The 12,815-nt window shown below is 50.1% G+C and carries 9 protein-coding genes; 5 read left to right on the top strand and 4 right to left on the bottom strand.

Annotation, left to right across the window (positions count from 1 at the left end; genetic code table 11):
* Window positions 1-405 precede the first annotated feature (405 nt).
* The 4 genes from Q0628_RS04995 to Q0628_RS04980 form a co-directional block, all read right to left on the bottom strand.
* Window positions 406-2,487 carry a heavy metal translocating P-type ATPase gene (locus Q0628_RS04995; RefSeq protein WP_298768734.1) on the bottom strand — a complete coding sequence of 694 codons (2,082 nt, stop codon included), beginning with the start codon at window positions 2,485-2,487 and terminating at the stop codon, window positions 406-408.
* A gap of 128 nt (window positions 2,488-2,615) precedes the next feature.
* A complete protein-coding gene (locus Q0628_RS04990; RefSeq protein WP_298768733.1) occupies window positions 2,616-2,837 on the bottom strand; it encodes a DUF1490 domain-containing protein in 222 nt (73 codons plus the stop codon).
* A 246-nt stretch (window positions 2,838-3,083) separates the two neighbouring features.
* Window positions 3,084-5,339, bottom strand: coding sequence for a TonB-dependent receptor (locus Q0628_RS04985; protein ID WP_298768731.1), 2,256 nt, complete (start codon window positions 5,337-5,339; stop codon window positions 3,084-3,086).
* Window positions 5,340-5,497: 158 nt separating this feature from the next.
* Window positions 5,498-6,700: a hypothetical protein gene (locus Q0628_RS04980; protein WP_298768729.1), complete on the bottom strand. Its 1,203-nt coding sequence runs from the start codon at window positions 6,698-6,700 to the stop codon at window positions 5,498-5,500.
* A 314-nt stretch (window positions 6,701-7,014) separates the two neighbouring features.
* Between Q0628_RS04980 and Q0628_RS04975 the strand changes: the two genes are divergently transcribed.
* The 5 genes from Q0628_RS04975 to Q0628_RS04955 all read left to right on the top strand — a co-directional run bounded on the left by Q0628_RS04975 (window position 7,015) and on the right by Q0628_RS04955 (window position 12,674).
* Window positions 7,015-7,851 (top strand): AraC family transcriptional regulator, encoded by an 837-nt coding sequence (locus Q0628_RS04975; RefSeq protein ID WP_298768727.1) that lies wholly within the window; start codon window positions 7,015-7,017, stop codon window positions 7,849-7,851.
* A 128-nt stretch (window positions 7,852-7,979) separates the two neighbouring features.
* Window positions 7,980-9,764 carry an ABC transporter ATP-binding protein gene (locus Q0628_RS04970; protein ID WP_298768725.1) on the top strand — a complete coding sequence of 595 codons (1,785 nt, stop codon included), beginning with the start codon at window positions 7,980-7,982 and terminating at the stop codon, window positions 9,762-9,764.
* On the top strand, window positions 9,757-11,487 hold the full coding sequence (locus tag Q0628_RS04965; protein ID WP_298768723.1) for an ABC transporter ATP-binding protein: 1,731 nt from the start codon (window positions 9,757-9,759) through the stop codon (window positions 11,485-11,487). The genes Q0628_RS04970 and Q0628_RS04965 overlap by 8 nt, the downstream gene beginning before the upstream one ends.
* 90 nt (window positions 11,488-11,577) lie before the next feature.
* Complete coding sequence (locus tag Q0628_RS04960; RefSeq protein ID WP_298768720.1) at window positions 11,578-12,144, top strand: DUF3793 family protein; 567 nt, start codon at window positions 11,578-11,580, stop codon at window positions 12,142-12,144.
* Window positions 12,145-12,245: 101 nt separating this feature from the next.
* Entirely contained in the window at window positions 12,246-12,674 is a 429-nt protein-coding gene (locus tag Q0628_RS04955; protein WP_298768718.1) for a flavodoxin, read from the top strand.
* Window positions 12,675-12,815 lie beyond the last annotated feature (141 nt).

The raw sequence follows: 12,815 nt of genomic DNA, 5'->3' as shown, positions 1-12,815 counted from the left end.
TATGCACCATTTCCAGGTAATCTTCTAAGCTTTGAGTCAGTTTTGTATGGTCCATATCAACTTGCCTTATTTAGACGAGGCTAATATAGTTTAATAAAACTAATTAGGCAAGGCTAAAAATATTACAACAGCCATACTTTTTTAGACAAATCTAACTTTGAAACGGAAAATTTACATTATTTTGGCTTTTTTGCCCTTGTTTTTGCAGTTAGATTTATCTAACTTTTAGTTAGACAAGTCTAATTCTAATTGTTGCCATAGCTTTTAGACCCGGACTTGTCTGGTTGAAGCAAAAATCCAATTCCCTCCTTGTGTCTCTTTGGGAACGATTGCGCCCCCGCTCAAGTAGCTCTGAGCAGGGGCATTTTTCGTTAATTTAAGCCAATTATTTAGGCGGGGAGGGCCCTACGCCTGCTTCAACGGCGTCATGCTCTTGGCACAGATCGCCATGGTCGAGAGGTTGTGCAGCAGGGCCGAGGTCGAGGGGGCAAGAATCCCGAAGAAACCTGCGGCCAGGAGCGACGTGTTGAAGGCGACGATAAAGCGGTAGTTCGCCTGGATGCGGTCCATGAGTTGCGTACTCAATGTGCGGAGTTCGGCGAGGTCGCGCAGGTCTTCGCTGCGGAGCGTCACATCGGCGGTTTCGCGGGCAATGTCGCTGGCATCGCTCATGGCAACCGACACATTGGCCGCGGCAAGGGCAGGAGCATCGTTGATTCCATCGCCCACCATAATCACGCGGCGGCCTTCGGCCTTCATTTTTTCCACATAACGATGCTTGTCTTCGGGCAATACCTGCGCAAAGAAGGTGTCGATGCCCAAAAGTTGAGCGGTGCGTTCGGCCGCTTTCTGGCTATCGCCAGTAATCATCGCCACATGTTTGATTCCGCGTTCACGGAGCATGCGAATAGCTTCGGCGGCCTCGTCTCGCGGAGGATCGCTAATGCAAAGCACGCCCGCAAGGTTCCCGCCAATGGCAAGGTAAATCACGGATGCGGCTCCGGCGAGTTCGTCGATCTTTTTCTGTTCCGCCTCGCCCACTGCAATCTTTTCGTCTTCGACGACGAAATGCTTGCTGCCGATAACGGCGCGTTCACCGTCGAGAGTCGTCGCGATTCCATGCGCCACAATGTACTTCACGTCAGCATGTTCTTCTTCGTGGTCGATTCCCCGTTCGGCGGCCCCGCGCACAATGGCACGCGCCATGCTATGCGGGAAATGCTCCTCGATGCAGGCCGCAATGCGCAGAATTTCTTCTTCGCTGCGGTTTCCGAACGGAATCACGCGTTCGAGTTTCGGTTCCGCCTTGGTGAGCGTTCCCGTCTTGTCGAAAACGATGGTGTCTGCAAGCGCAAATTCTTCCAGGTACTTGCCGCCCTTCACGGTCATGTTGCGGTCAGCCGCTTCGCGGAGAGCCGAAATCACCGAAATCGGGGTGGAAAGCTTGATGGCACAGGAATAATCCACCATCAAAATCGAGACCGCCTTGGTAATGTTGCGCGTAAACAGAAGCGTGAGCCCGAATCCGATAAAGCTGAACGGCACGATACCATCGGCAAGGCGTTCGGCGCGGCTCTGGATAGAGGCCTTCAGGTCTTCGGAGCGGTCGATGAGTTCAATGATTTTCTGAATCTTGGTGTTGCCGCTCACGGCTCGGACAGATACTACGATGGAGCCTTCGTCCACGACGGTGCCCGCAAAAACAGACTTTCCGACCGTCTTATGCACCGCCTGCGATTCACCCGTCATGGTCGCTTCGTTCACGAATGCATCGCCTTCGGCAACGGTTCCGTCCACCGGAATCATGCTGCCGGAACGCACACGCACGAGGTCGCCCACCTGAACATCCTGCATGCGCACCTGAACATCGACGCCGTCCTTGACGACCCACACGCGGTCCACCTTCACGGCAAGGCTTGCGGTAAGGGCCGTGCGGGTGCGCGCCTTGGTGTAATCTTCCAGAAGGCTGCTCACGTTCAGCAGGAACATGATGGTTCCTGCCGATTCGTAATTGCGCTGCAAGATGCTCGCCCCGATGGCAGCACCATCCAGCACTTCGACGGAGAGTTTTCCTTCGCCAAGGCAATTCAAGCCCTTCGCCACAAACTTGAGGCCCCTGTAAATCAGGTGTGCCGTACGAATGGGGGCAGGGATCAGCAACTTGGCCAGGTAACGCCGCACAATCATGAACGTGAGTCGGTTCTTGAATTGCGTATCGAGTTCCTGCAGTTGATATTCAGTATCGGGCTCGCTCTCAGGGAGATTTGCGATGTCCAAATTCCGGACGAAATCAATCACCTGTTCACGATAGCCGTCTTCGTATTCCAGCAGAATGCCGCCGTTTTCCGAATGGACTACCGCTTTCTGGACATAAGGTTCACTCACGCATGCCTTGTGGATGCGCGGTTCATGCATTTTTTCAAACGCGTAGGCCCCCGCCCGAAAGCGGATTCGCCCCGGCTGATCGTAAACAATTCGGAAGCTCATGTTTTTTTGATGGTTTAATTTGTCATCCTGAGCGTAACGAAGTGGAGTCGAAGGATCTAAAAGTTTGAGATCTTTCGATTCCATGCCTACGGCATTTCACTCAAGATGACACTGGTTCATTTCTGTTATTATACACCCGCTTCTTTCTTCGCGTCGTTGCAGATGTCGGCGGCTTCGTCCTTCATATCCTGGAAGGCGGCCTTGGCGTCGGCAGTAATCTTCATGCCTTCGGCAAGTCCCTTGACGGCATATTCGCGGGTCTTCGGAGCCTTGAGAATCTTCTTGATGATAGCCGGGCCAACGACACCAGCCACCACACACCAGAATTTTTCATTTTTCCATACGGACATAGCTTACTCCTTTTGTTTCGCCCTAATGTCATCCCCGACTTGGTCGGGGATCTCCATTAAAGCTTTGTTGTTCTTTGCTTAATAATCTATCTAAATTTTTATCAAAAAGCAACTTACATACAAATTAACAACAGACTTCAAACCCAGGTCCCATAAGCTTTCCGAGCGACTAACATTGTTGCAAATTTGAAATTTAGTTGACAACTTGAAACTTAGTTAGCAGTAACACAACTTAGTTAGAATCAACTATCTGAAACTGTATCTAATCTTGGTTGCAAAAGTGCGTCCCAGTTTAGATTCTCCATACTTGTCGTAAACGGTTTCGTCCAAGAAGTTGTCAACCTCGAAACTCCAGGCGAACTTATTATCCCACACGGAATATTCAACACCCAAATCCTGCGTAAACGAGGCGTCTATTTTCCGGCTCTGGCGGGAACTGATTTTCCAGGCGTAGTAGTATTCGTCGGTATAGTTGGCAGCCCACCACAACTTGACAAAATCATTCTTGTTGAGTATATCGCCCATGTGGAATTCCGCCGTGTAATTCATAAAGAACCGTGGAATGTTCGGGATAATCGCATCTTCAGGGATTCCCTGCTTCGCATTGTAATCTATGTTGCGCAAATCCTGGAAAGTCCAGTTCGTTCCGAGTAGCACCCATTCATTCACATCGAGCTTCACATCGCCTTCGTAGCCCCAGCCACGAATCGGATTCATATTAAAATACGGCACCGACATCTGAGAAGCGCTCATATAGTGAATGCGGTTCTTGTAATAGGAATAAAAAACGTCGCCATCAAATCGGAACCGCGCAAACAGCGGAATTTCTTGCAAATCTAAAGAAAGTCCAATGTTAAAATTGTCCGCTTCTTCGGGCTTGAGGTTTGTCGCAGCACTCACGCGGATTCCATCGCCAAAGAGTTCATCGGGCGTGGGCAGGCGCACTGCATGCTGGTAAGAGCCCTTGAGCGCAAGCGGTTTCACAATCCGGAACATCAAGCTTTCATCGTAGCTAAAATCCGTATAATCATTCTTTTCCAATACCGCCTGCTGTATCATACTTGTGGAAGTATTAGAAATTTCAGCCTTCATGTAATGGAATTTGAAACCCAACAGGTTCTGGAGTCTCGAATCAAAGAAATTGTCTTCAAGCGAAAGGCCCGTCGTCACCGAAATTGTCTTGCCAGGATAGCCTGCCGTATTGAAACCGACCATTTCGGAGCCCACGTCATCTTCAGGGTCTTCCTTGTGATACCGGAAAAGCGTATTCCAGTAAATAAACTGATTCTTAAAGAACTGATAATCCAGATTCAGCAAATCGTTGAAATCATACGCCTGCACAGTGCGGAATTTCGGAAGTCCCATCGAAGAAATTTCGCCCACATTCTTTTTGGCGGTATCGCAACTATACCAGTTGCGGCAATGGACACGACTCGTGTCAATAATTTTATTTTCATTGTAACCAAACGAAAAATGGTCACCGAAATTCAAGTCTTTTACAAACAAATTTTTCTTATCTAATCCGAAAGTCGCTCCTAAATTATACCCTTCGGCAGTCGCTTCAACAATGCGGTTCGCTTCGCCCTGAATTTCCTTATCAAAAGCGCCATAGCTGGCACCCAGCGAAATCTGGTCAAACCAAGCATTCATCAAGTTCGCAAAGGCCTGTACATTGTAAGAGGTGTAATGGTCATGATCGCGAACGACACTCGTATCCTTACCAGTCGAACTTTTCATGTAAGGCGAAGTAAACTTGTAATCATTATCGGAATGATTAAAGTAGCCCGAAACACCCACTTCTAGGCCAACACCACCCGCAATGCTATCGATTAAATGGCTCGCACTTACCGACGCCTTGTGCGTATTGAAACTTGAAAGGCTGTAGGATGCATCCACCGAATTGGCGGGACGCTTCTTGGTAATGATATTGATGGCACCGCCCGCACCGTCCGTAGCAAAACGTGCCGGAACATAGCCCTTGTAAACTTCAATGTCTGCAATCTGGTCAATAGGGATATCGTCAAGACCCAAGTTGCCTTGCGTCTCTACGGGGACGCCGTTCACCAGCACCTTGATGTTCTTGCCTTCCATGCCGCGAATGTTGATTTTACCTTCGCTGCCCATGCCACCGGACTTGCGCACCTTAACGCCCGAAGCGGAGTTGACGGCCTTCGAAATGGTCTTGCTTGTATTCTGCATCTCGGCTGCGTCAATCGTCGCAACCGATTCCGCCTTTTTGGCCTGCTTCGCCTGTTCCGCTTCTATTTCAGATTCCACCGAGAGTTCGTCCAGCTGCGTGACACCTGATGCATTTGCAGCAGAAGCCTCTGACCGCGCCATATCATTTGCGTCATCAGTTGTCGCATTGTTTTCTGGAGCAGATTCTTCAAGAAAATCGTCTATCGAGGTAATTTCATCATCTTGAGCACGGGCCGAAACAGTCCCCACCGTAGCAAATATAATGGCAAGCGCTGCCGCCTTGTAAATAAACATCTTTTTCATCGCAGCGCAATTGAGCAAATTTTCACTCAAAATTCTACTCCAAATAGGCTGCTAAAAACCCGAATAGCTTTTTCCTTTTCATAAAACAAAATCCGCTCTCGCCTGAGCAAGAACGGAAGTTTGTGTTTATGAGGATATTAGGGGTTTATGGAGAAATTTTACTTGAGCGGCACAAGCCACATCGGAATCTGCTTTACATCGGCGATCTTTTCCGCCTTTTCGGACTTAGGATCATAGCGGAAGTAGGCGTTGCCGTCTTTTTCGGTAGAGACCGCAAAAATCACGGTGCCGTCGTCATCGATGTACTTGCCGTAGCTAGCCCAGCTAGAAGTATAATCAATCGGGAGCGCCTTCATGGTTTTCTTGGCAAGATCGATTTCTACCGGCTTGCAGGTATTGTTGTGGTAGCTATCCATATCGGTCCAAACCTGCTGCAGGTCCACCATCACGTTCAAGAAGGAATACACCTTGGTTCCATTGGCGTCGGTAGTGGGGCTCAGGTATTTGAAGTTGCCTTTCTTGGTGACGCCATCAATAGCGACATCCTTGGTCACGAACCACTGATAATCCTTGTCGAACTTGGTTTCGCCCACCTTGATGCGCAGGAACCCGTCGACCTGGCCCGGAGCGTAGCCCCAGGAAGCATTGCTGTAACAGTAAATGTAACCGTCAGCAACGATGAACGACTGGTTCTGGGAATCATCCAGGGAGCCCACTGCCGCGACGCGGTCATCTTCAGCCACGGCAACAACCTCGTCTTTCTTGATATCGATGATAGCGACCTGAGCCGTATTGCCGGTAGCATAGTCGCTCACGTTCTGTAACAGGCCAACATAGAGCCGACCGTCCACGATTACGCCTGTACCCGGGCTCACCACGAGAGCGTCCTTGTTCTTGTATTTGGACAGGTCAATCGCGCCCGTGCGCTTCATGGTTTTCGGGTTGATGATGAGCAGCGAGTCAAGCATGCCGCCTAAGTAGGCTTTTTCTTCATTCACGAAGTAAAGGTGATTTGCCCATGCGCCAGCAAGCGAAAGTTCAGCCGTCTTGCTACCAATCTTGTTGTTTGCATCGAGGCTGTAGCGTGCAATGGTTCCCACATCAAGGTCGGCAATGAATAGGGAATTGTCGTAATAGACAACGCCTGCGCGGGTTCCGACTTCGATATAATCCGTACCGATTTCATCCGTATGGTCCAGCGACATCGTGCCGATGAACATCGTTTCGCCGGTAGAGATCGATGTCGCAAAGTCGCGCTTGTAATCGCCATTTTCGCCATTGGCAGAAGAAGAGGAATCGTCGCCGCAAGCAGCGAGCATGCCAAGCGAAATAGCAAGTGCCGCCATGAATCTTTTTTTCATAAATACTCCTTGAAATTGATGCGGAAAAACCGCGTTTGTTAATTTTGCGGAGCATTTTAGAAATGATTTGAGGGGCGTTCTACTCCAAACGGAGGTGGAAAAATCCGATTGGATTTTTAAGGGGGAAATCGTCTTTTTCGTTTTGTTTTAACTCCGTTCAGTCATTTTTCACTCCGTTCAGACATTCTTGCAATAAAATTTTTCTATTGCCGTCATAAAATTAGCCTTGACGAAGTTTTGTTTACTAATTAGATTTGGCTTACTTTTTAAGACTAGACTAACAAAGCCGGTTTAAAGAGATTTTTGAGGGAAATATGTTGAACATTAACGGAATTGAATGGTTGCACAAAGTCGGGTGCTACCATACAACGCTTGAAAGGGATCCGCTCCTGGTTCTTGAATTTTGCCGAAAGGGGCAAATCAGCTGGGCCGGCGGAGCACTCCCCTGCAATCAGCTGAAGGCAGGAGAAATGCTGGTTTACGATGCGTGGACTTCGGGAGCGCTGACGCGTTCTGCCGATTACTGCGGCGACCGCATTTTATTCTTTGAAGAATCAATAAGGTACATCCGCGAACATTTTGCAGGATTTTTGATTGACATCAAGATGCTCGCACAGAAAATGTGCCGACCGGGCCGACCGTTTATCGTCCACACCAAGGAAGAAGTCGCTAGCGCCTTCGAAAAAGTCGACAACAAGTCAAAGAACTTGCAGGCGGAATATGGCAGACTCGCCATTTTGGAGCTTTTGCTCACCCTGAAAAACCTAGACACGCAACGAGAATCCATTTGTCGCGAATGCAATTTATCTTCGATGCAAATTGAAAAAATCTACTGCATCCGTTCGTTTATCTGCGAAAACATGGACAGTCATTTCACCATCGAGGAACTTTCCAACAAGTTTGACATGCCGCCTACTGCAATGAAACTCTGCTTCAAGAACGTGTTCGGTTTGCCGGTATTCACTTACGCTCGCCGCGAGCGCATGAAACTGGCTGCCAAGCAACTTCGCGAGTGCGACCGCGGGATTCTCGAGATTGCAGGCGAAGTCGGTTACAATAACGGGAGCAAGTTCGCCCACGCCTTCCAGGATGTGATGGGCATGACCCCGAAGGAATACAGGAAAAAATACAGACTCACGAATGTAGCATAACCAGATAAAAAGAAAAAGTGTCATCCTGAGTGGAGAACCGCTAGGTTCGAAATCGAAGGATCTCTTATCTAGATTCTTCGACTACGTGCTTCGCACTTCGCTCAGAATGACACATTAGCGATTAATTTATGAAAAAGACATTCTCTAAACTCTACGCTTACATGGGTTCGCGAAGACCGCTGTTCCCGCTAGCATTGATTCTCTCGGCATTGAGCGCCATCGCGGGGCTCGTGCCTTTTTTACTGATGTGGCTGATTGTCCGCGAGGTTATCTCTGGCGGTGACATGACGAACATCAAGATTTTTGACTACTCCATCGGAGCGGTTCTCGCCTCGGTCGCAAGCGTTCTGCTCTACTTTGCGGCCCTCGCCTGCTCGCACTTGGTGGCTTTCAGGCTCGAAGGCGACCTGCGTCGATTCGCCATGAAAAAACTGATGAGCGCCCCTCTCGGATTCTTCGACAAGAACCCGACCGGCAAACTCCGCAAGATTATTGACGACAACGCCGCGATTACGCACACCTTCATTGCGCACCAGATGCCCGACATTTCGGGCACCATCTTGATTCCCGTCGTGGCGCTCGTGATGATGTTCAGCTTTGACTGGCGACTTGGCCTCGCCTCTTTGGTGCCTATCGCCTACGCCATGTTCATTTTAGGCACCCTTGGCCGCAGGGGAACCAAGTTCATGGAACGCTACATGCAGGCCCTCGAAGAGATGAACTCCGAAGCGGTGGAATACGTGCGCGGGATACCCGTAGTCAAGGTTTTCCAGCAGACCATTTTTTCATTCAAAAGTTTCTACAACAGCATCGCGACCTACCACAAGATGGTGACTGCCTATTCCGACAATTGGAAAGTTCCTTACTGCATCTACACGACCCTCGTGAACGGCTTCGTACTGTTCCTGGTGCCGACGGCAGCGCTCATTATCGGTAACGACGGCGATGTAAAACTCACCATCGTGAACATGATGATTTACGTGCTGGTGACGCCGCTGTTTTCGCAGTGCGTCATGCGCAGCATGTACCTAAGCAACGCTACGAACCAGGCGGGGCTTGCCATTGACCGCATCAACGATATTGCACGCACCAAGGATTTGGAAGTTTGTGAAAATCCCGTACCGATGCAAAAGTTCGATGTAGAATTCCGGAACGTGAACTTCACCTACCCCGATACCGACAAGCAGGTATTGAGCGACATTTCGCTCTCGGTACCGGCGGGCCATACGGTAGCACTTGTCGGGCCTTCGGGCGGCGGCAAGAGTACGATTGCAAAACTCCTGCCACGATTCTTCGATGTCGATAGCGGCGAAATCACTATTGGCGGTGTTCCCGTAAAGCAGATTGACCCGAAGGAACTGATGAAGAACGTTTCGTTCGTGTTCCAGAATACGCGCCTTTTCAAGATGAGCATTCTGGACAACGTTCGCTACGGCATGCCCGATGCGACTCTCGAGCAGGTAAACAAGGCTCTTGACCTTGCGCAGTGCCGTGAAATCATTGACAAGCTGCCGGGCGGTATCGATACCGTTATCGGGAGCAAGGGAACTTATCTTTCGGGTGGCGAGCAGCAGCGAGTGGTACTTGCGCGCGCTATCTTGAAAAACGCCCCCATCGTGGTGCTCGACGAGGCGACCGCCTTTGCAGACCCCGAAAATGAACGCCTGATTCAAGAAGCCTTGCACAAGCTTGCCGCCGGCAAGACCGTGCTGATGATCGCCCACAGGCTCACCAGCGTAGTGAACGCCGACCAGATTATCGTTGTCGAAGAAGGCGAAATCGCTGAACGCGGTACGCACAGCGAATTACTTGAAAAGAACGGCATTTATGCCAAGATGTGGGCCGAGTACCAGCAGTCCGTCACGTGGACCCTCGACAATTCCAAGAATAATGAAGGAGGCGAAAATGTATAAGTGGGTTCAGAATACTTTTGCTCTTTCGGAAGAAGGCTCGCGCACGTTTGTCCGTGGCGTCATCTGGACATTTCTGCACTTTATTTCGCTCATGTTCCCGATGATGATGCTCTTTTACTTTTTGATGGAGCAGATGGGCGTCGGTGAATTTGCAGGCAAAACTCCGCACGGGACCTTGTTCTATGTGGGAATTGCGGTAGTCCTGTTTATCGTGATGCTTGTCATTTACAGGTTCTCGTACAGTGCCACCTACGATAGCGTGTACGACGAAAGCATGCGCCGTCGCGTCTCGATTGCCGAAAAACTCCGCAAGTTGCCGCTCTCGTTCTTTGGCAAGAAGAACCTTTCAGACTTGACTTCGACCATCATGGACGATTGCAACGCACTCGAAATGATTTTCTCGCATGCGGTGCCGGAACTTTTCGCCGCTATCGGAAGCGTCACCATAATTGGCATTATGCTGTTCTGCTACAACTGGAAAATGTCTATCGCACTTTTCTGGGTAGTGCCCGCAGCAGCATTGCTCATTGCGCTTTCCAAGAAAATTCAGGACCGCTGGTTCGAAAATTCATATAACGCTCGCCGCGTGATTATGGAAGATATCCAGGAAGGTCTCGAAAATGTGCAGGAAATCCGCTCGTATTCGGGCGAAACCGCCTACCTCAAACACTTTGACAAGGATTGCATCAAATACGAAAAATCGCAGATGGATTCAGACGTGAAGGTGGGTTCGTTCTTGAATTCGGCGCAAGGCATTCTCAAGATGGGCCTTGCCACGGTGCTAATTACGGGCGCTCGCCTCTGGACCAAGGGCGAAATCGATGCATTCACCTATCTGGTGTTTATCGTGTGCGCGGCAACGGTCTACAATCCGGTTTTCCTAGTGTTCAACAACCTCGCCGAACTGTTCTTTGTGAATGTGCGCCTGCGCCGGTTCCGCGAAATGGACCAGATGAAACCTCAGGATGGCGTAACTATATTCACTCCGCAGAATTACGATATTGAATTCAAGGATGTCGACTTCAATTACAACGAGAACAAGCAAGTCCTGAAAAAAGTTTCATTCACGGCAAAGCAGGGTGAAATCACCGCACTTGTGGGCCCGAGCGGCAGCGGAAAGACGACTGCAGCAAAACTCGCGGCACGCTTCTGGGATATTCAGGGCGGCAAGGTGACCCTCGGCGGGCAGGACATCAGCAAGATTGACCCTGAAACGCTCCTCAAGAATTTCTCCATCGTCTTCCAGGACGTGGTGCTGTTCAACACAAGCATCAAGGACAACATCCGCATCGGCAAGCGTGATGCCAGCGACGAAGAAATCCTGAAGGTGGCAAAACTCGCGGGCTGCGACGAATTCGTGCAGAAGATGCCGCAAGGCTATGACACCGTCATCGGCGAAAACGGAGAAACGCTCTCGGGCGGAGAACGTCAGCGAATCTCGATTGCACGCGCCTTGTTGAAGGACGCGCCCATCATCTTGCTCGACGAAGCGACCGCAAGCCTCGACGTAGAAAACGAATCCAAGATCCAGCGCGGCATTTCGCAGCTGGTGAAGGGCAAGACCGTCATCATCATCGCGCACCGCATGCGAACCATCGCAAACGCCGACAAGGTCGTGGTTCTGCAAGACGGCCACATCGCCGAAACAGGTTCCCCTGCCGAACTCAAGGCGAAAGGCGGCCTGTTCTGCAAGATGCTTGAATTGCAAATGAACAAAAATTAATACAAAATTAGCCTTGACAAACATCAAGGCTTTTTTATATATTTGTTAGAGAAATCTAACTTTACAATTTATTTGTAGTTTGCAATAAAAATGAATCGCCTTTTAGACCACCGTCTCGTTCGCCAATGCGCGCCAACACTCGCCGGACTCAAGGTCGGAAGTTTATTCTGCCTTGAATCTTCACCCAGCGAAACGCTGTGTAAACAACTCGCCCACTGGAACAAGGAACTCAACCCTCGCGGCGTGTGCGTGCGCGTTATCGCAGAACGCTGCGGTCGCAGTTTTATCTACGTCTATCGCGAAGACGCCCTGAAAAAGCTTATTGCCGAGCCGGAAATCCGCCATTTTCTCGCCGCCTACGGCTACACCGACTTTAGCACCGACTGTGCACTCGCATACATGACGGCGCGCATCCGCAAATGCCACTGTTTTCCGCACGAAGTCGGACTATTCTTGGGCTATCCCCTCGAAGACGTGAAAGGGTTCATTATCAACGGCGGCAGGAATAGCAAATATACGGGCTACTGGAAAGTTTACGGCGATGTAACCGAATGCGAAAAACGGTTCGCCTGCTTTCGCAAGTGCTTCGATGTTTTCAACAAACTATTTGAAAAAGGATATTCGCTGCCGATGCTGACCGTCCGAAACGCAGCATAGTCAACACCAATGTCATATCAAAGCAATTCAACCTCTGTGTCATCCTGAGCGAAGCGCAGCGTAGCCGAAGGATCTATAACAAAAATAATAGGAGAATCACAATGGAAAAAATCGCAGTCATTTATTGGAGCGGAACCGGCAACACCGAACTGATGGCAAAATACGTCGCCGAAGGTGCAAAGGCCGCCGGTGCCGAAGCCGACGTGTTCAGCGTCTCGGACTTTTCGCAGGGCCAGCTGGGCGAATACGCCCGCTATGCACTGGGTTGCCCCGCCATGGGCGCCGAGGAACTCGAAGATTCCGAATTCCAGCCCTTCTACGAAGCCGTCAAACCCGCACTCAACGGCAAGAAAGTCGCCCTGTTCGGCTCTTACGGCTGGGGTGGCGGCGAATGGATGAACCCGTGGAAAGCCGACGCCGAAGCAGCCGGGCTCGTACTTGTGGCAGACCCGCTCGCCATCGAGAATGCCCCCGATGACGCCGGCAAGGCCGCCTGCCAGAATCTCGGCAAGACGCTCGCCACCGCCTAAAAAGACTTTTTCTTTCTTATAGTGTTTTGGATTGAAGCAGCCCTGACGGAATCACACTCCGTTGGGGCTTTTAGAGGAGTTATACAATGCAAGTTTCTCGTGTCAACAAGGTTTTTGCCCGATTGGGGTGTTTTCAGGTCA

The organism is uncultured Fibrobacter sp. (genome assembly GCF_937877005.1).
In the GTDB taxonomy this organism is placed as follows: Bacteria; Fibrobacterota; Fibrobacteria; order Fibrobacterales; family Fibrobacteraceae; genus Fibrobacter.
The sequence above is the reverse complement of the archived record's forward strand: the minus strand, read 5'-3'. Positions and strand labels throughout refer to the sequence as shown.